Origin of the sequence: Streptomyces sp. NPDC002088, assembly GCF_040296605.1 — a bacterium.
Lineage (GTDB): Bacteria > Actinomycetota > Actinomycetes > Streptomycetales > Streptomycetaceae > Streptomyces.
The window spans coordinates 25022-43268 of the sequence record NZ_JBEOXO010000029.1; the positions used below are offsets into that span (position 1 = coordinate 25022).

At 69.4% G+C, this 18247-nt stretch carries 14 protein-coding genes and 4 pseudogenes; 8 read left to right on the plus strand and 10 right to left on the minus strand.

Annotated features, from left to right (window positions below):
• Window positions 1-395 precede the first annotated feature (395 nt).
• Window positions 396-1493: pseudogene (gene istA / locus ABT114_RS40940) on the plus strand (IS21 family transposase); the annotation flags it as partial.
• A 193-nt stretch (window positions 1494-1686) separates the two neighbouring features.
• On the opposite strand, the gene ABT114_RS40945 reads toward istA, so the two are convergent.
• The 4 genes and pseudogenes from ABT114_RS40945 to ABT114_RS40955 form a co-directional block, all read right to left on the minus strand.
• Complete coding sequence (locus ABT114_RS40945; RefSeq protein WP_351149566.1) at window positions 1687-2148, minus strand: GNAT family N-acetyltransferase; 462 nt, start codon at window positions 2146-2148, stop codon at window positions 1687-1689.
• A 96-nt stretch (window positions 2149-2244) separates the two neighbouring features.
• Window positions 2245-2367, minus strand: a pseudogene (locus ABT114_RS50760) (IS110 family transposase); the annotation flags it as partial.
• 208 nt (window positions 2368-2575) lie between these two features.
• Entirely contained in the window at window positions 2576-3826 is a 1251-nt protein-coding gene (locus tag ABT114_RS40950; protein WP_351149569.1) for an MFS transporter, read from the minus strand.
• Between the two features lie 67 nt (window positions 3827-3893).
• Complete coding sequence (locus tag ABT114_RS40955) at window positions 3894-4259, minus strand: pirin-like C-terminal cupin domain-containing protein (protein WP_351149727.1); 366 nt, start codon at window positions 4257-4259, stop codon at window positions 3894-3896.
• Between the two features lie 779 nt (window positions 4260-5038).
• Between ABT114_RS40955 and ABT114_RS40960 the strand changes: the two genes are divergently transcribed.
• The 4 genes and pseudogenes from ABT114_RS40960 to ABT114_RS40975 form a co-directional block, all read left to right on the plus strand.
• Window positions 5039-5794 carry an Atu4866 domain-containing protein gene (locus ABT114_RS40960; protein ID WP_351149572.1) on the plus strand — a complete coding sequence of 252 codons (756 nt, stop codon included), beginning with the start codon at window positions 5039-5041 and terminating at the stop codon, window positions 5792-5794.
• A 206-nt stretch (window positions 5795-6000) separates the two neighbouring features.
• On the plus strand, window positions 6001-7392 hold the full coding sequence (locus ABT114_RS40965) for an amidohydrolase family protein (RefSeq protein ID WP_351149575.1): 1392 nt from the start codon (window positions 6001-6003) through the stop codon (window positions 7390-7392).
• 135 nt (window positions 7393-7527) lie between these two features.
• The gene (locus tag ABT114_RS40970; RefSeq protein WP_351149578.1) at window positions 7528-8769 is read left to right on the plus strand and encodes an MFS transporter; all 1242 of its coding nucleotides are present in this window, start codon (window positions 7528-7530) and stop codon (window positions 8767-8769) included.
• 79 nt (window positions 8770-8848) lie between these two features.
• Window positions 8849-9175, plus strand: a pseudogene (locus ABT114_RS40975) (carboxymuconolactone decarboxylase family protein); the annotation flags it as partial.
• On the opposite strand, the gene ABT114_RS40980 reads toward ABT114_RS40975, so the two are convergent.
• From ABT114_RS40980 to ABT114_RS40990, 3 genes are all read right to left on the minus strand, one after another.
• Window positions 9123-9422, minus strand: a complete 300-nt coding sequence (locus tag ABT114_RS40980; RefSeq protein WP_351149582.1) for an SDR family NAD(P)-dependent oxidoreductase — start codon at window positions 9420-9422, stop codon at window positions 9123-9125. The pseudogene ABT114_RS40975 and the gene ABT114_RS40980 overlap by 53 nt on opposite strands.
• A 142-nt stretch (window positions 9423-9564) precedes the next feature.
• Entirely contained in the window at window positions 9565-10401 is an 837-nt protein-coding gene (locus tag ABT114_RS40985) for an SDR family NAD(P)-dependent oxidoreductase (RefSeq protein ID WP_351149585.1), read from the minus strand.
• A 574-nt stretch (window positions 10402-10975) separates the two neighbouring features.
• Window positions 10976-11851, minus strand: a complete 876-nt coding sequence (locus tag ABT114_RS40990) for a helix-turn-helix transcriptional regulator (RefSeq protein ID WP_351149588.1) — start codon at window positions 11849-11851, stop codon at window positions 10976-10978.
• 320 nt (window positions 11852-12171) lie between these two features.
• Between ABT114_RS40990 and ABT114_RS40995 the strand changes: the two genes are divergently transcribed.
• Entirely contained in the window at window positions 12172-13044 is an 873-nt protein-coding gene (locus ABT114_RS40995; RefSeq protein WP_351149591.1) for a helix-turn-helix transcriptional regulator, read from the plus strand.
• 1081 nt (window positions 13045-14125) lie between these two features.
• On the opposite strand, the gene ABT114_RS41005 is transcribed toward ABT114_RS40995, so the two are convergent.
• From ABT114_RS41005 to ABT114_RS41015, 3 genes and pseudogenes are all read right to left on the minus strand, one after another.
• Window positions 14126-16498 carry a caspase, EACC1-associated type gene (locus tag ABT114_RS41005; RefSeq protein ID WP_351149593.1) on the minus strand — a complete coding sequence of 791 codons (2373 nt, stop codon included), beginning with the start codon at window positions 16496-16498 and terminating at the stop codon, window positions 14126-14128.
• Window positions 16482-16877 (minus strand): effector-associated constant component EACC1, encoded by a 396-nt coding sequence (locus ABT114_RS41010; protein ID WP_351149595.1) that lies wholly within the window; start codon window positions 16875-16877, stop codon window positions 16482-16484. The genes ABT114_RS41005 and ABT114_RS41010 overlap by 17 nt, the downstream gene beginning before the upstream one ends.
• A gap of 115 nt (window positions 16878-16992) precedes the next feature.
• A pseudogene (locus ABT114_RS41015) lies at window positions 16993-17174 on the minus strand (nitroreductase/quinone reductase family protein); the annotation flags it as partial.
• 710 nt (window positions 17175-17884) lie between these two features.
• Between ABT114_RS41015 and ABT114_RS41020 the strand changes: the two are divergent.
• Together ABT114_RS41020 and ABT114_RS41025 are read left to right on the plus strand one after the other, a co-directional pair.
• Window positions 17885-18025 (plus strand): hypothetical protein, encoded by a 141-nt coding sequence (locus tag ABT114_RS41020; protein ID WP_351149597.1) that lies wholly within the window; start codon window positions 17885-17887, stop codon window positions 18023-18025.
• Window positions 18026-18095: 70 nt separating this feature from the next.
• The gene (locus ABT114_RS41025; protein WP_256223277.1) at window positions 18096-18221 is read left to right on the plus strand and encodes a hypothetical protein; all 126 of its coding nucleotides are present in this window, start codon (window positions 18096-18098) and stop codon (window positions 18219-18221) included.
• Window positions 18222-18247: the final 26 nt, after the last annotated feature.

An 18247-nucleotide genomic window follows, 5' to 3' on the forward strand; every position in this document is an offset into this window, starting at 1 on the left:
GCGGCGGTGAGCCACCCGGCCAAGGCACGCTATACTTGATCTTGAGCGTGCTGCAGAACTGCAGGGAACGCGCCGTGCGTTGGTGGTCCAAGGAAAGACGCCCCGCTTCCTGCGGGGAGATGCAGGTGCAAGGCCTGCCCGGCGCTCAAGCAAACCCCGCCCCGGAACATCCGGAGCGGGGTTCGTGCTTTTCGGCGGGCTTTAACCTCGATCTTGCATGAGGGTCCGTCAGCTTGCTGACGGACCCTCATGCAAGATCGAGGTTAAACCCCTTTCGGCTGAGCCGCGTGTTCTCGGCGACGCCTGAATTCTGACCCTCTGACGGCGGATCAAATGTGACCCTCTTGGTGATCTTCGCCTGAACCTGATCTTGATCGGAAGGTCAGGAGGGAAGGGTGATCTGCGTGGAGGACTGGGCAGAGATCCGCAGGCTGCACCGGGCCGAGCAGATGCCGATCCGGGCGATCGCCCGGCATCTGGGCATCTCGAAGAACACGGTCAAGCGGGCGCTGGCGAGTGACCGGCCGCCGAAGTACGAGCGGCCGGCCAAGGGCTCGGTGGTCGACGCGGTCGAGGTGCAGATCCGTGAGCTGCTCAGGGAGACTCCGACGACGATGCCCGCCACGGTGATCGCCGAGCGGATCGGGTGGTAGCGCGGGATGACGGTCCTCAAGGAACGGGTGCGGGAACTGCGGCCCGCCTACGTTCCTGTCGACCCGGTCTCCCGCACGACCTATCGGCCGGGCGAGCTGGCCCAGTGTGACTTGTGGTTTCCCGAGGCGGACATCCCGCTCGGCTACGGGCAGACGGGGCGTCCGCCGGTGCTGGTGATGGTGTCCGGCTACTCGCGGATGATCGCCGCGCGGATGCTGCCCTCCCGCACGACCGGCGATCTGATCGATGGCCACTGGCGGCTGCTGTCCGCCTGGGGCGCCGTGCCCAAAACACTGGTCTGGGACAACGAGGCCGGAGTCGGCCGCGGCAAGCTCACCGCGGAGTTCGCCGCGTTCGCGGGCCTGCTCGCCACCAAGATCTATCTCTGCCGGCCCCGTGATCCAGAAGCGAAAGGGCTGGTCGAGCGCGCGAACGGCTACCTGGAGACCAGCTTCCTGCCCGGTCGCACGTTCAGCGGACCCGGCGACTTCAACACCCAGCTGACCACCTGGCTGGCGGTCGCCAACCGGCGCCTCCACCGCACCCTGCCGGCCCGTCCCGCCGAACGCTGGGAGGCCGACCGGGCCGGGATGCTCACCCTGCCGCCCGTCGACCCGCCCGCCTGGTGGCGGATGCAGACCCGGATCGGCCGCGACCACTACGTCCGCGTCGACACCAACGACTACTCCGTGCACCCCGACGCGATCGGACACACCGTCACCGTGCTCACCGACGACGACGAAGTCATCGCGCTTGCCCCCGGCGGCGTGATCGTCGCCCGGCACCCCCGCTGCTGGGCCCGCCACCAGACCATCACCGATCCCGACCACGCCGCCGCAGTCAACAGGATGAGCGGGCATGCCCACCGTTCCCAGACCGCTCAGGCCAACAACAGCCCCAATCCCAGACCGAGGCCGGCCCGCGCATCGAGGTTGAGCAACGCGAACGGCGCTCCTATGACCGGCTGTTCACCGTCATCGAGGGCGGCGGCGAGAGGGAGGCTTACCAATGATGTTGTCAAGCGGTGCTGTTTCAGTGCTGGATGGTGACGACCATCTGCGGCAGCACTCTGCCGGCAATGGAGCCCGAGGGAACGTTTCCTATGGGGACTGCGCCCATCGCGCGGTACAAAGGCTCGGCATTCGGGTCTGCGTCGATCGTGAGCTGGGTGAACCCCAGGTCTCGTCCGGCGGCGATGGTGTGTTCGAACAGCAGGCGGCCGATCCCCTGGCCGATGGCCTGCGGATCGACGAACATCATGCCCAGAACGCCTGTGGGTGGCTCTCCCTCGAGGGTTGTGAAGCCCATGATGTGACCGTTTCTGTCAGCCACCGTGGCTCGTCGGCGTGCGACCTCGTGCGCGGCAACGGTGAGTTCGTCCCGACATGCTTCCAGGAACCCGGCGGCATAGCCCCAATGCGCCTTGGACCGCAGCGCCAAGTCTGTGAGCACCTCGGCTTCCGTTGCCCGTGCGGGCCTGATCAGCACGTCCATCTACGTCCCCCGCTCAGGTGTAGGTCTTTCGATCTTCGCACCCTGCAGTCGTGCGGGAAAAGTACGCGATGGCCTCTGGCTGGACAGGACGAGCGTTCAGCAGGCCGTTGCTGGAGGTTCGACTTGGTAGCACCGTCGGTCGCGGATGAGAGCCCACAGGACGTTGACGCGTCGACGGGCCGGCGCCAGGACGGCCTGGATGTGGCTCTTCCCTTCGGCTCCCTCAAGGGCGAACCGGCCGTGGCCTCCGCGTGACGGGCCGACCTGGGGTTTAGCGAGGGCCGTGGACGACGTGCCGTTCCGCGGGGTAGTCGCGGTCTGGGCGGGTTGTGCCTTTCCCCAGGGGTCCGCCAATCAGTGCAGAACACTGTCCACCAGGTCGGTCCTGCCCGCGATGACAGGCATCGGTCAGCTGCTCTATTGAAGCTCACCGCTGTGGACGTCGTCGGGGTTCGTCTGCCGGTTCCGGCTGCTGCTTGGGGACGGGATGTGTCAGCGTCGCATGGCGGGTGTTGACGGCGGGGGCGAGGAAGATCGCCACAGCGACGAGGACGAGAACGACAATCATCGCGGTGCGCAGGCCATAGTGGTCGCCGAGAAAGCCCAGGCCGGGTGGGCCCACGAGGAACGCGACGTAGCCGATCGTCGCCACCAGGCTGACACGGGCGGTCGAGTGGGGTCCGGAGTCGCTGGCTGCGGAGAGGGCAAGGGGGAATCCGAGTGAGGCGCCCAGCCCCCAGAGGAACACTGCCGCTCCGGCGAGGACGGGTGCGTCGGCGAAGATGACGATGGCGAGTCCGAGGGCCGCGGAAAGGGCGCTGGCGCGGACGACCACGGCGCGGCCGAAGCGGTCGATGACGAGTCCGCCGCCGAAGCGGCCGATCGCCATGGCGGCGGCGAAGCCCGCGTAGACGGCGGAGCCCAGGGCGGGGTTCATGTCGTGCCCGTCGACCATGAGCAGCGGCAGCCAGTCGTTGGCGGCTCCCTCGGCCAGGGCCATGGTCAGGACGATACCGCCGATCAGCAGCAGACGCCGGTCCTTCCAGACTGTCGGCCGCTGCCGCTCTTCCGTGTTCTCGGTGTGCTCCGCGGTGCCCCGGGTCTTCGCGTCCGCGGTGGGGATGGCCCGGTAGGCATGGGCGAAGAGGGCCACTGATGTGAGCGCGACCGCGGCGAGGTGCCAGAGCACGGGGACGGCCACAGCGGTGCAGATGATGCCCACGCAGGCGCCGATCACGGTGCCGAGACTGAAGAAGCCGTGCAGTACGGGCAGCACGGTGCGCCGGGTGAGATGTTCGACCTCGGCGCCGTCCACGTTGACGGCGACTTCGCCGCCGCCCATGCCCGCGCCGAAGAGGAACAGGCCGACGGTGACGGCGGGGGCGGAGGTGGCGGCGGTGCCGGTGCCGATCAGCAGCATGCTCAGCACGATCAGGGTGGTGCCGGCGCCGATGACGGGCCGCGGTCCGAAGCGGGAGACCAGGGGGCCGGAGGCGAGGACGCCGAGCATGGAGCCGACGGACAGCCCGAAGAGGATGAGGCCCATCTCGCTGGTGGAGGCGTCGAGTCGATCCCGTACGTCGGGAGTGCGGGTGACCCATGAGGAGATCGACAGTCCGGGTATCAGGAAGAAGATGAAGAGTGCGCTGCGGCGGCGGCGCACGGCGGAATCGATCATCCAGAAATGTTCTTTCAGGGCGGATTCATTGTCCAGCGGGCTGCGACGGCCCGCGGTGGCTGGTGGCTCAGGGCGCGGTGAGGGCACCGTGCATGTGACCGGAGTGATACCGCTCCACAGCGTTCGTCACGCGGGCCCGGTCGGAGAAGCAGAAGCCGCCGTAGAGGTAGGCGGGGGTGCGCAGGGGGCGGCCGACACCGAGGAGGAACTGGCCGCCGTGTTCGCCGGCGCGCAGTTCGACGGCGCCTTCGCCTTGCTCGAAAGTGGCCAGGCCGATCGGACTGAGGGTGCCGGTGGTGGTGGGGGTGGCGATGTGCCCGGCGCCGGAGACGGTGATGGCGAAGCCCCGGAAGGTGACTGGGACGGGAACCTCGACGCGGCGGTTGGGGGCGAGGGTGATGTCGTAGAGGTGGGTGTTGGCGGCTTCGCGCAGGGGGAGTGCATGCCGAAGTTCTCGCCGGCGACGACCCGCACGAACACGCCGTCGGCGAGGTCGGCGGCAGGGAGTTCGGACGGGGTGAAGTGCATGCCGTAGGGGTCGGCTTCCTCCTGATCTGCGGACAGACGGGCGAAGATCTGCACGCGGTCAGCGCGGCCGCCTGGTCGAGATCCGCGACAACCTCCTGGCCCGCATCACCGAGGCCGAACACGAAGGCTGGCTGGGCGAGCTGGAAGGACTTGAAACCAGCCTCACCGGAGCCCAGGACAAGCTCGCGCAGCTGGATGCCGAAGATGCCCGCCGCAGCACCGCCGTGGACCTCGGCATTCCGACCTTCCGCGACATCGCTGGCCGTCACAGCACCTTCAGCGCCGCCTCGCCATCCCGCACACCACCTTCCAGCGCCACCACACCGACCTGATCGACACATACTTCCGGCCCCCTCTCCTCGGGCCCTCCCTACTGGCGACGGACAGGGAGCATCACGTGCAGGAGGAGAGAAAGAAGGACAGCTCAGCCGGTTGCTGCGGGCAAACCCGCGCCCTGTACGAGGAGCCGGTTGCCCGCGTGCGGATCTTGGTCACCGTCGAGGTTGAGGGATCGTGGGTGCCGGACACCTGGGATAACGGCGGCCTGGTTCCGACTGCGCCACGGGACGAACCTGGTGGTCAGGCAGCCGCTGTAGCTGCCGAAGACTCGCCTCGAAACCTGCACCGGCGCTCATTTCGCGCAGCGGGGACCCCGATGAGGCGACCCCACTGAGGAGCATGCACATGAGCACCGACACCACCGCCACCGCCGGCTGGAACGCCGAGGCCCTCGACGAGATCCTGGCGAACGATGAGGGGCGGCCCGTGCTGTTCACCAACGCCCACATCCTGACGATGGACCCGCTGATCGGGACCATGACCGGCGCCGACCTCCTGTACGTCGGCTCCCTGCTCGTGGGCGTCGGCCCGGGCATCATCACCGCCGCGGGCGACGACAACGCCATCGTCGTCGACTGCACCGACATGACCATCGCCCCTGCCGTCGTCGACACCGTCGCCCTGGCCGGCGGCCGCGGCCACCGCTCCGAGTACGTCGCGACGCTGACCCCGGGCAACACCACCGACTTCCTGGTGGTGCCCGACGCGCTTGCTGCCGACGTGCCGAGCGCCCTGGACGCGCTCATGACCTCGCCGGAGCAGGTCCGCGCGCTCGTCGCGGCCGGACGGCCGGTCCTGTGGGACGGAGCGGACGTCCCTGGCCGGGCCACCGCCCCCGAGGCGGGCATCCCGGCCGCCGAGGACCTGACCGGCAGCCCGCGCGTCGGCGTCTGGATCGACCGGCACGACTTCCTGCACCAGGAGCTCACGGCCGACGGCCGCTACGACGAGACCCGGGGCGGGCGCCCGCACGCCTACCAGGGCCGCTACTGGATCGACGGCCACCGCATCGACTACCTGGACGACCTCGGCTTCTGGGCCTACGGGGAATTCCAGGGCGACGAGCTGTACCACGCGGGCTACGTCATGAAGCTCGGCTGACCCTTCCCCTTCCGGCCGTCGCCTCCCCGGTTTCCGATCCTGGGTGTGCGGCACCTGGGGAAACCGCGGCCTGGTTGCCGCAGCGGGCACGGCCGAGCCTGGTGTTCGAGCAGCCTCGGCCGCCCCCGGCGACCCGCCTTCTCAGCCCTCTCCAGCGGGCGGCCCCTTCTCCCGGCCCTGTCCGCCGTATCGAAGGAAGACCTCTCATGAACGTCAACACCACCACCAGCGCAGCCGTGCTCGAAGAGCTTCTGCGCCGGCCCGCCGACCGGCGGCGCGTTCTGTTCACCGGCGCGACCATCGTCACCATGGACCCCGACCTCGGCGTCATCGACGGCGGCGACCTCCTGGTCGAGGGCGACACGATCACCGCCGTCGGCCGCGACCTCGACGCGGCAGGTGCCGTGGTCGTGGACGCCACCGGCACGATCCTGACTCCCGGCTTCGTGGACACCCACCGGCACGCCTGGGAGGCCCAGTTGCGCCGGATCATGCCGGACGTCGACGACCTCGGCGGCTATGTCATGGCCACCCTGGCCGGCTACGCCACGGTCTACCGGCCCCAGGACATGTACATCGGCACCCGGCTGGCCGCGCTGACCGCGATCGACAGCGGTATCACGACGATGCTCGACTTCTCCCACAACTCCCGCACCCGTGAGCACTCCGATGCCGCGATCGAAGCCCTCGTCGACACCGGCATCCGTGGCGTGCACGCCTCCATGGGCCCGCACTTCGGCGAGTGGGACCGGCAGTGGCCCGGCGACCTGACCCGCCTCAAGGGCCAGTACTTCAGCAGTGGCGACCAGTTGCTCACGCTGCGCCTGGCGACCCTGGCCACCGACGAGATCGCCGGACCGGCGCTCGCCTACGGCCCCGAACTCGCCCGCGCCGCAAGGGAGCTGGGCGTCGGGGTGAGCGTGGACGCCGTGTTCGGGACGTCCGGCTCCGAGGCGGTCCTGCGCTGGGCCAAGGACGGCATTCTCAGCCCCGACGTCACCCTCATCCACTCCACCGGGCTGACCGCCGAGGCATGGAAGGCGATGGGGGAGACCGGTACCACCGTGGCCCTCGCCCCCACGTCCGACGCGCAGATCGGTCTGGAGACCGCGATCCCCGCCGTTGACGAGGCCCTGTCCGTCGGTATCCGTCCCGGACTGAGTATCGACGTCGAAGTTGCCCTGGCCAGCGACATGTTCACGCAGATGCGGGCGCTGCACGCCATCCAGCGGATGCGCGCGGTCAACGCCGCCTACGGCACCGACCAGCAGCCCTCCCGTATCACCACCCATGACGTCCTGGACTTCGCCACCCTCCAGGGCGCCCGCACCAACGGCCTGGCCGGTGTCACCGGTTCACTCACCGTGGGCAAGAAGGCCGACCTGATGGTGATCCAGGCAGAAGACCTCAACAACATGCCGCTCAACGACCCGATCGGCACCGTCGTGCTGGGCTCTGACGCCCGCAACATCAGCGCCGTCCTCATCAACGGCGAGCCCCGCAAGTGGGACGGCCGCGTCCTCGACGTCGACCTGGCCGCTCTGCGCGGCGAGGTGCACGCCTCGCGCGAGTACGTGCTCAACACCCCGGCTGCCTGACCAGCCCCTCCTCGTCCCCCGGCCGTCCCTCCACGGCCGGGGCACCCCACCGCATCCCTGTGGTGCCTCATCGGCCGATCGTGCCGCGCGCAACCACGCGGGGCGGTGACCAGACGCCCCCGACCTGGAGTTCCCATGTCCCACCCCGCTCCTACCGCTTCCCCCCGGCACACAGCCGGGACCAGCACCCCGGACCAGCCGTCGGCTTGGGCGCCCGCCGCGCCGACCATCGCCCTGCTGACCGCACTCGGCGTCCTGATGGTCGGCCAGATGTACACCGTCCTGGCCCTGCTGCACCCCATGGCCACCGCGCTGGGCACCACACCGGAGCAGGTCACCTGGACCGCAACGGCGTTCGGCTTCGCCTACGCCGGCGGATTCCTCCTCGCGGGCCCTCTCTCGGACCGCTACGGATCGCGCGCCGTGATCACCGCCGGGCTGGTGGCTGCCACCGCGGCCACCTTGGCGGTCAGCGCCGCCCCCGACCTCACCTGGGCCGTCGCCCTGCGCGGCGTGCAGGGACTCGCCACCGCGACCTTCGCGCCGTCCGCGCTCTCCTACGCCGTCCACCACATCGCGCCACAGCGCCGCGGCATCGCCCTGACCTGCATCACCAGCGGCATGTTCGCGGCGGCCGTGCTCCTGCAGATCGGCGCCCAGGCCGTCGCGGCCGGGCTCGGCTGGCGCGCGGTCTTCTGGATCAGTGCCGCCCTGATGGCGCTGAGCCTGATACCGGTACGCCGGGTACTGCGCCCCACCCTCCGCCACGACACACACACCGGCGGCGGACTGCGGCAGGCGTTCGCGGCGATGCCACGGCTGCTGCGCCGGCCGCGCCTGGTCGCCCTGTACCTGTCGACCGTGGTCCTGATGTCCGCCTTCGTCGCCGTCTACACGGCCGTGGCCATTGCCGGACCTGCCGGCGTCGCCGGGAACTCCTCCGCGATCCTCGCCCTGCGGGCGAGCGTGCTGCCCGCCCTGATCGCCGTCCCCGTGCTCGTCCCGATGCTCCAGCGTCTGGCCGCACCGCTGCGCACGGTCCTCGCCTTCACGCTGGCCGCCCTCGCCGTCGCGGCCGGCTCCGTCCTCGGCGGCCACACCGTGACACTGGCCATCGCCCTGCTGCTGTTCGTGGCAGCCGTCGCAGCAGCGGCGCCCGCTGTCGTCGAGACCATCAACGCCCATGCCCCGCACGCCCGCGGCGCGGCCGTCGCCCTGTACGGATGCAGCATGTTCATCGGCACCAGCCTGGGCCCACAGCTCACCGGCGCCCTGACCGGCCTGGGCTTCGGCGGCATCCTCCGCGTCGTCGCCGCCGCGCTCATCCTGGGCGTCCTCCTGGCCCTGCCCGCGCTCCGCCAGTACCGCACCGAATGACCCCAGCCCCCTCCCGAGGGGACACCACAACCCGCACACCCACGCACAGGCCGCCCGACGGCAGGAAGAGAGCGGAGCCATGAACACCCACGACAGCGCGGCCACACGACAGAAGCGTTTCGAGCACGGCATGGCCGTCCTGGAGAGCATCGACGGCGAGAGTGGGCAGAAGGTCATCGAGTCGCTGGCCGGCATCTCCCCCGAGCTGGGCCACCAGGTGGTCGCCTGGGCCTTCGGGGAGATGTACGACCGTCCGCAACTGGCCCTGCGGGAACGCCAACTGGTCACCCTGGGCATGCTGACGGCCCTGGGCGGCTGTGAGCCGCAGCTCGACGTCCACATCAACGCAGCCCTCAACGTCGGACTGAAGCCCGACGAGATCGTCGAGGCGCTGCTGCACGCCGCCGCTCGGCGGCGCTCTGGACGGTGGCGCGGTCGGTGACGTCGACGGCCAGGGCGAGTGCGGTGCCGCCGGCGGCCTCGATGGCCTTGACGACGCCGTCCAGCTTGTCCTTGCGGCGGGCGAGCACGACCACGGTGGCGCCGAGTTCGGCCAGGCGCTGGGCGGTGACGGCACCCATGCCGCTGGAGGCGCCGGAGACGACGGCGACACGGCCGGCGAGCGGGGTACCGATGAGCAGGGCAGCAGACATCACAAAACCTCAATCTCTTCGATCGGAAGGCTCGGAGGTGGGGAGAACTGTGGGTGCCCGGCCGGCCGGGTCTTCGCGGCCGGCCGGGCTGCTGGAGAGGGGGCTGCGGGCGCCTGAAGGCGACGCGCCCGGCGGGGGTGTGTCAGGCGTCGTCGTGGGCGGTGGCGGCGGACTTCTCGCGCCACGGGGCGAGGTCGTCCTGCACCTGCTGGTACTTGACGTCCAACCGCTCCAGGGTGTCGCGCCCGAGGTAGAGGTGGGTGGGCAGCTTCTCGGCGGCGGCGACCTCGACGATGAGGGCGGCGCCCTTGACGGGGTCGCCGAGCTGGGCGTGGTTGGCCTTGTCGATCCAGTCCAGCGTCACGTGCGCGGGGGTGTCGTCGTAGTCGGCGATGCGGTCCGCGGCCACCGACAGGGAGCTGGCGTCGAGGAAGTCGGTGCGGAAGACGCCCGGCTCGACGACCATCGACTGGATCCCGAACGGGGCCATCTCGGCGGAGAGTGCCTCGCTGATGCCCGCGACGGCGAACTTCGAGGCGCAGTACAGGCTGACACCGGGCTCGCCCTCGAAACCGGAGCGGGAACCGATGTGCACCAGCCGGCCCGAGCCCTGCTTGCGCATGACGGGCAGCACGGCGCGGGTGACGTTGATCAGGCCGAACACGTTGAGGTCGAACAGCGACCGGGCCTCCGCGTCGGTGATCTCCTCCAGCGCGCCGAGCAGGCCGCGGCCGGCGTTGTTCACCAGCACGTCGATGCCGCCGAACCGGTCCACCGCGGCCTCGACCGCCTGCGGGATGCTGTCGTTGTCCGTGACGTCCAGGGCGACCGCGAAGACCTTGTCCGAGTTCTTCAGATCGTCCGGCACGCGCTCCGGGTTCCGTACGGCGACCACGACATTGTTGCCTTCTGCCAGAGCGGCGCGGGCGATTTCCGCACCGATTCCACGGGAGGCGCCGGTGACAAACCACGTAGCCATGGGGAAGACCTCTTTCGTCGTTTCCCCGTTTTCGGGGATTTCCTGCTGACGTATTCGAGTGTGCCCCTCGGTTACGGAGCTATGAAGGCTGCGCTTTTCCTGGGTGTCCCACACCTAGGAAGACGAGGCGTACGCCCGGGCGAAGCATGAAGGCAGAGCACCGGGTCCGACGAGTCAAGGACCCTCAGGCGAGGCGGCATTCGGACCCTTCACCCCGGGGCTGCGCCCACCTGGAGCCTTGTACTGGGGTCTGCAGGCAGCCTGCTGCGGGAAGGCGGTCCTGGAAGCTGGAGCTTGCGGGGAGCGCAGCCGACTGCCCCACGAGATCAACCGCAGGGAGAAACCGGAGATCAGCGCACCATCGAGGCTGCCGTATCCCAGCGCGCGGAAACGTGGAACAGCTGGTTCTCGATCCGCCGACATCGACTTACGTGTACCTTTCCGGAAATCTGCCGGATGTAATTCTCGATGTCGCCGGGAGGGATGCTCAAAACAGCCCTGAGTGCGAAACGTGCCAGCCCCGCCGGGGCACATACGTGTCCCGGCGGGGCCGATTCTCCGGCGGTTTCCCGGTTCAGCAGCCGTGCGCGGGATCCTGCTGGTGAGGCACTTCAGGCGCACTGAGGGAGCCCAGCAGGGCCAGCCCGTCGGCGGACGGGGAGCCCGGCTCGGCCTGCAGGATGATGAGCTGCTGTCCCGGCACGCTGCGGATATTGAGGGCCTCGTGCCGCAACTCCAGGTCCCCCACGACGGAGTGGTGAATCTGCTTGACCTCATACGGCGGGACCCGGGTGTATTCGCGGGCCCACAGTGCGCGGAACTCGCCACTGCGCACCGACAGTTCACCGACGAGCTCAAGGATGCGGGGATCCTGCGGAGTGCTGGCCGCGGCCTGCTGAAGGTCGGCCACCGCACGATCCCGGGCCCGCTCAGGGCTCCGGTAGAAGTACTTGGCCGCGGGGTCCAGGAAGAGCATGCGCAGCACGTTGTCGTGCTGCGCGAAGTCACGGTAGAGGGCGTCGGCCAGCGCGTTGGTGGCCAGCAGGTCCTGGGCGTGGCCGATGATGAAGGCCGGTGTCCGGGTCCAGTCTTCGATCAGCTGCCGCAGGTGCGGGCGGACCCGCTCGACCCGGGAGGGGGACTTCGTGCGGCGGGCTGTCGGCCGGGCCAGGCGGAAGAGCTCCGCCTTGTCCTCGTCCCCGAGTTGCAGCGCGCGGGCAAGGGCCTCCAGCACCCGGTGCGAGGGGCCGAGTTCACGGCCCTGCTCAAGTCGGCTGTAGTAGCTGAGGCTGACACCTGAGAGTGTCGCGACCTCGTCGCGCCGCAGGCCGGGCACCTTTCGCCGGCCCGCACCGGGCAATCCTGCTGCTGCGGGGCTGAGGCGTTCTCTGCGGGAGCGGAGGAACTGGCCCAGCCCTCCAACCGGGTCAGGGTGCGTGTCATTGTCCATGCTGCCAAGGTAGGCGGAAATCGCCGCGCGCAGTTCTGCCGACCCTGGGTGCATTACACCCAGGAATACGGGTACCCCCCGGGGGAACGTACGTGACGGACCGCGGCACGCCATGGCGGCTGCCTTGCGAGCACGTCATTCGAGTAGCCGGCACCCCTGAGCTGCCTTTTTGCCGACGGCTCAGCCTCCGCAACGAGTCTCGGAGCCGGAAAATCCCGCCAAACCGGGCGGATTGCTACCCTTCGTGAACGGTGCGCTACGTGGTGCCATAGTGCGTGACCGGCGGTTCTCGTCGGCTGAAATGCATCTAGTCTTGCCGCATGAGCAATGGGACGCCTTTGGGTGGTTTCCTCCGGGCCCGCCGAGAAGCCCTGAAGCCGCAGGACGTCGGTCTGCCCGAACACGGACGACGCCGGGTCCCGGGACTACGCAGGGAAGAAGTCGCCATGCTCGCCGGAGTGAGCTCCGACTACTACATCCGGCTGGAACAGGGACGCGAGAACAGCCCCTCCCCACAGGTCCTCGACGCCGTGGCACAGGCACTGAAACTCGACGCGGAAGCCACCGACCACCTCAACCGCCTCTGCCTCACCGCCTCACAGCGCCCGCGCGACTGGGGCGAGACGGACGTCAGCCAGCAGCTGTTGCAGCTGATGGACGGATGGGAGCACACTCCGGCCTTCGTCGTCGGCCCGGCCCTCGACATCATGGCGGGCAACTCCCTCGCCACCGCCCTCCACAGCGGGTTCGAGAAGTTCGACAACCTCGCCCGCATGGTGTTCGTCGACCCCGCCGGGCGCGAGTTCTACCAGGAATGGGAGCGAGCCGCGCACTCCTGCGTCGCCGAAATCAGGGCCGCCCACGGACGCGACCCCGAATCGGTCCGCATCGCCGAAGTCGTCGCCGAACTGTCCGACCAGAGCGAGGAGTTCGCCGAGATCTGGCAGCTGCACGACGTCAAGAGCAAGTCCCAAGAGGGAAAGCACCTCAAACACCCTCAGGTCGGGGACCTGCACATCAAATTCGCGGCGTTCACCGTCAACGGGGCCCCGCACCAGCAGCTCGTGGTCTACCAAGCCGAACCGGCCAGCCCGACAGCAGCCGCCTTCGAAACGCTGAGGGCCATGGCCACCCAGCCGAAGCACGCCCAGACGGCCGCGCCCGTGGCCGACCTCGCCGCAGGCGAGCAGTAGGGGCGAACCTGACCACGTAAGCTCGGATGGAGACTGGTCCTGCCGCACCCAGGACCAACGCGGCCTTCATCACGGTGCTCCCGTCTGCCGACACTCGATGCGACAAGCAATGCGCCGGCTGACACTCCGGCCCGTCCACGCCCACGCCGGCTGCCTGCCATCTGCTCCAGTCCCCCACCGCCAGCCGCATCTCCGGGCTCAGATCAAGGCTGTTGGGGTACTCGGTGATTGCTTCCGGTGCCAGCAGACACGGCTCCGGCACATAGCCCGAGTAGTTGGCCTCACACGGTTCCGGTGGCGTGGCGAGGACATCGACGACCGAGGCGGCGGACCGCCAGAACACTGCAGTCGCGGGCTTCCAATCCGGATCGTGGTCGTAGGGACACCAGAGGACCTGGAGCAGATCGGCCTGCCCGGGCGGCCGCAACAGGGGTACGTCGCGCAGATACAGCTGGGCCACGGGCAACATGGGGACCGGGCACTCCGCGGGCCAGGGAGGGCCGGCGTCGCATCGCTTCGCGAGCCTCGCGGCATTCTGTTCCTTGATCGCCTCCTCCTCGGGCGTGAACGAGGGACCATGGGGCTCAAGGTGTAGCCGGGCCAGCCTGCGCCTCTCCAGCCGTACGTCTGCCGGCGACCGGCGGAACCCACTGTCCAGGTGCTCGCTTTCGCAGTGTGGTCACGGCTCCTCAGCTGGCCACAGCAACGGCCCCCCGACCGAGCTCTCCTCTATCGAAGGCGCCCCGGGACGAGGATGCAGCCGAATCGCAGGACGCGCCAACGGGGCCAGCTCAGGAAAGACCGCGGTCACCTCAACAGGCCGCGGCGGAGTCGTACGTACGAAAACCATGCCGGTGATCCTGCCACCACCCACCGACAGTCCCCTGCCACCTCAACCGGCGTCAACGCTCAACTGGCTGCAACGCCCACCAACCCAGCCACGGTGACAACAAATCTGCCTATGTGGCAACTATCGTGCCTCGGCTCACGATTGCCCGCTGCAGCAGACCACGCTCCTCGTCTACCTCAAGGTGAATCAGAAGGAGGTCGGCCTCGTTGCGGCGGCGGCCTCGCGGGCAGCTCACTGAGGGCCAGTGAGGCGGTGGGCGTCCTGATGGGCGCGGGCGTGGGTCTCCTCCCAGCGGCGCACTGCCGTACGGCCCGCCTGCAGGCCGAACCAGACGCATCCGGCGGCGAAGAGCAGTGCGAGCAGCCCGATGAGGATGTCCCCGAAGGATGGCCTGGAGCTGTTCTGGCCCACGTAGTTCAGGAATGCGCTCAGGCCGCGGTCTCGGAGGAGATCGGAGTCGGCCTTGAGGCTGCCCGAGCGGGATGAGGAGTCACCGCCGATCAGGCCGTAGACCAGCAGGAGAGCTGCGGCCGCCAGGGCTGTGCGCGTCGGTGGCAGCCAGGTCGATGGCGTGCGCAGCCGCGGCCGGAAGGCGCCGCCGAGCCGCACGGCGCAGGGAACCACCCGGTACAGGGCCGCGGCGCTGAAGATGCAGGCCAGATAGGACAGGACCTGTGCGGCTTCGAAGTCGTAACTGGTGAACCACCAGCTGAGCCAGGTGGCCACGATCGGGGTGAGGGCCCATAGGGCCCCGAGTACGAACGCGCGCAGTACGGCCAGGGCGCGGATGGCCGGACGCAGCCGGGCGGTCTCGGCAACCTGCCACTCCGTCTCGCGCTGCCGCAGCTGTTCCAGCTCCTGCTGCACCCTGAGCTGCCGCTCGCCTTCCTCCTGCGCGGCGCGCCGAAGCCGCTCCTGCCGCCGCAGTTCCTCTTCCTGCCGCCGCTGTTCCGCCTCCCGTTCCTGCCGGAGCCGCCGCTCGCGCGCCTCCTCGGCGGCCAGGCGTTGCCGCTCGCGCTCCCTGGCCACGGCGAGCGCCTGCTGCCGGGCCTGCTCGGACCACTCGGCCTCGGCCAGCCGGCCCAGCAGGGTGTCCCGTCCCCCTGCGGCCCGGAGCAGGCTGTCGTACCACCTTTTGGTCGGCTCCGGCGGCTGTGCCCTGGCCGGCAGCCGGGGCCGGATCTTCGCCAGCGCCTCCGACGGGAGAAGGGCGGCCAGCAGTGCCCCCGGCCCGACGTCCGCGGCCCAGTCCCGCACTTCGGGCGGCCACAGCGCCGTATCGGTGTCCCGCCACGTCTTCAGGGCCTTGTGCCACGTCCGCCGCACGCCCCGCAGCCGGTCGAGCGTGGAGAACTCGGCCAGGGTGTCGAGCAGCCACTCGTGCGGTCCGGCCAGCTCGTTGAGCAGCTCGGTGTCGCGCCTGCCCCCGTCGGCGTAACGGCGCAGGCAGATGCGGGCCAGCGAGGCGTAGGTGATCGGCCGGCCGTGGTAGACGACCGGGCCGTCGGGGTCGAGCCAGTGCAGCAGGCGCAGCAGCTTGTGGTCGTGAGGGAGGCGGGGGTCGGTCAGATAGGTGTCGATGAGGACGACGCGGCCCTCGACGTCGTCGCTCCTGTGGTCGTTGAACTGCCGTAGCCAGGAGCGGAGTTCGGCCCAGCCTTCCGACGGGAACGACTCGGTGCCCATGCGCCGGAAGAAACGGTCGGCGGCGGTCGCCCAGTGCTTGCGGATCGTCGCCGCCAGGTCCTTCTTGGTGGCGTGCTCGGTGCCGGCGAACACGAGGGCGCGGGACACGAAGGCGTGCGCGACCGAGGGCCGGGGCGGGGGCGCGACCGGGGCGGCCGACGGTGGCGGGGCGTCGGCGGCGGGCGCGGCGGGGTTGCGGGTGAGGGCAATGTGCTGGGTGGTGCCGCGGAACTGCTGTTCCGGGAGGGGTAGTTCCCGTCGGCGGGCGTTGCGGCGCAGTTCCTCGCCGAGGGCGCCGAGGGTGAGGAGTGGTCCGGCGTCGGGCATGCCGGTGCGTAGCAGGTGGAGCAGTTCGCCGGTGAACGCGGTGTACGTCTCTCCCGGCAGGACCAGGGCCTGTTCGTTCGCGGTGGTGGCGGTCAGCAGGCAGCTGCCCTCGATGTCGAGCTCCTGCGCGAGGCCGGCGGTGCCGCCGCTCATGCCCGGGATGGCGCGGCCGCTGAAGCAGCTGTCCACGATCACGATCTTGTTGGTCGCCCGGGACGCGTTCACGATCTCGCGCAGCAGGTCGTAGTCGAAGCCGCTGACCGCCACGTTGGCGTACTGCGTGTGGGGCAGGGCGAGATACAGGCCGCCGCGCAGCTTGCGCAGGCCGTGCCCCGCGAAGTAGATCAGCAGGGTGTCCGTGGCCTCGGCGGCGTGGTGCCGCAGGGCGTCGTAGACGGGGATCGCGCCGGGCGGGTCGAGCATGACCGTGCAGCGCTCGTCGGTGAAGGCGCCCAGTGGTGAGGTCAGGGCTGCGCGCAGATCCGTCAGGTTGTTGCCGACGGACGGCAGGTCGGCCAACTCGTCGGCCTCGTAGGCGGCGGTGCCGAACAGGAACGCGCGGGAACGCTCCGGGTCAGGCAGCCGGGTCATCGCCGTCGTGGAGGTGCTCGTCGCCGTGGAGGTGCGTGGAGAGGACCTCGGTCAGGCGCGCCAGCTCCGCGGGATCCTGGTGCTTGAGCTCGAACTGCCTGCCGTCGGGCAGGGTGAGGGTGACGCTCCCGGTGGGCGCGGTGGCCTGGGTCGCGCGGTAGGACACCCATGCGCCCAGCGAGGACACCAGGGTGCCGACGAAGGAGAGCCCCAGCTCCGACAGCTGGATGGCGATCTCCATCCCGGACCCCATGGTGCCGGCCGGCGCGGACGGGCTCTCCCACCGCAGACGCCCGCGTAGCTCACGCTCCGCGCCCAGCCACTCCCACAGGTCCTCCAGGGCCTCGTCGTCCCCCACAACGTCGATCCGTACTGACATGTGGCCCCCCAGCGCGTGTGTTCAGGGATGTGCGGTGGTCATTCCAGTAAACGGGTGATGGAGTGTCAAGGTAACTGTGTTGCTGGGGAGGGGCGTTGTTGCGGACCGGCCGGTCTCAACCGTCCAGATCCACTCGTACGGTCAGCGGATCGGCCCCGAACCCCCGCACCGCCGCGCTGTTGAACCGGAGCAGGGAGCGCAGCCGGGCAACCGGGTCGTCGTCGGGGAGCAGGTGGGCGGTGCCGGTGTGCACGCCCCGCGGATTCGCACGCGCACCCGCGGATCCGCCTCGATGTTGTGGTGGTGCGGTTGCGAGGAGGTCGACGCGCGACTCGTCGGACGGTCGGCCGGACCGGGTTCTGTGGGGGCGCGGGCGTTCTGTGCCGGTCGGCTCGGCGCCGTCCTCCATCAGGGCACACAGCAGGGTCCAGCCCGGCGCTTGTTCACGGGGACGGACGGCGGCTGTGAAGACTTCAGGGTCGGCGAAAATCGGCTCGCCATTGCATCGGCGCACATACGGCACGAATCCGTAGTCCACGCCGTCGTGGGCGTCGTAGCTCATCCAGGCGATCACTTCACGTTCGCCCTCGCGCAGTGGGTGGTTGGACACCGCTCGTGCCTGGACCCTGTCGCCTGTGTCGATCCAGATCTGGGGGACGGCGAAGACGAAGCGGGAGGTGTGGTTCTCCCGGGCCGCCTTCTCGGCGGCGCGTTGCTCGAACGCCGCGGCGGTGAGCTCGTCGCGCAGGTCCCTCTCTGTCAGCCTTGGGTGAGACATCCCGTTCTGCGGGGTCAGCCTGAGAGGGCGTGACAGGAGAACCGTCCCTTATGCCCAGTACAGCGCCCGTCGGGTCCGACCCGGCACTGAGGCCGAAGCGCCGCACTTTCACCTCGGAGTACAAAATACGGATCGTCGCTGAGTACGACGCCGCGCCCAGGAACGAGAAGGGTGCGGTCCTGCGCCGGGAACGGCTGTACCACACAGCCCCTATGAGCGGGGTCCTGGCGTGACCGCGCAGATCAACCGGCCGGTGAAGGTGACCGTGGGCCTGACCGGCGTTGCCACCCTCACGATCGAGGGCCATGAGCAGGGCGACCCCGAATACCCCAAAGTCGCTCTCGGTGATCCCGTGCTGCATGGCCTCTGACGGGCGGGCCGCTCCGCCGTCGGGGTTCTTGTGGGGCGCATGTGATGCCCCATAAGGTGAACTGCTTTGTGTGGCACGTGAGTTCGAGGTCGTCGACCAGGGGAGAGTCGTGGAGATCAAAAAGGTAGTGATCCGCGAAGAGGAGCGCACGAACCGCAAGCCCGCCGTCATGGAGAAGCGCCCGCCGACCCGCTGACCGAGCGGGAACGTGAGCGGGATATC

Bases quoted from the DNA above. Each gene is read 5' to 3' on its own strand.
- ABT114_RS40980 (WP_351149582.1), bottom strand. From the start codon at position 9,422: ATGTCTGCTGCCCTGCTCATCGGTACCCCGCTCGCCGGCCGTGTCGCC.
- ABT114_RS40995 (WP_351149591.1), top strand. From the start codon at position 12,172: ATGAGCAATGGGACGCCTTTGGGTGGTTTCCTCCGGGCCCGCCGAGAA.
- ABT114_RS40965 (WP_351149575.1), top strand. From the start codon at position 6,001: ATGAACGTCAACACCACCACCAGCGCAGCCGTGCTCGAAGAGCTTCTG.
- ABT114_RS41005 (WP_351149593.1), bottom strand. From the start codon at position 16,498: ATGACCCGGCTGCCTGACCCGGAGCGTTCCCGCGCGTTCCTGTTCGGC.
- ABT114_RS40945 (WP_351149566.1), bottom strand. From the start codon at position 2,148: ATGGACGTGCTGATCAGGCCCGCACGGGCAACGGAAGCCGAGGTGCTC.
- ABT114_RS41010 (WP_351149595.1), bottom strand. From the start codon at position 16,877: ATGTCAGTACGGATCGACGTTGTGGGGGACGACGAGGCCCTGGAGGAC.
- ABT114_RS40990 (WP_351149588.1), bottom strand. From the start codon at position 11,851: ATGGACAATGACACGCACCCTGACCCGGTTGGAGGGCTGGGCCAGTTC.
- ABT114_RS40950 (WP_351149569.1), bottom strand. From the start codon at position 3,826: ATGATCGATTCCGCCGTGCGCCGCCGCCGCAGCGCACTCTTCATCTTC.
- ABT114_RS40960 (WP_351149572.1), top strand. From the start codon at position 5,039: ATGAGCACCGACACCACCGCCACCGCCGGCTGGAACGCCGAGGCCCTC.
- ABT114_RS40985 (WP_351149585.1), bottom strand. From the start codon at position 10,401: ATGGCTACGTGGTTTGTCACCGGCGCCTCCCGTGGAATCGGTGCGGAA.
- ABT114_RS40970 (WP_351149578.1), top strand. From the start codon at position 7,528: ATGTCCCACCCCGCTCCTACCGCTTCCCCCCGGCACACAGCCGGGACC.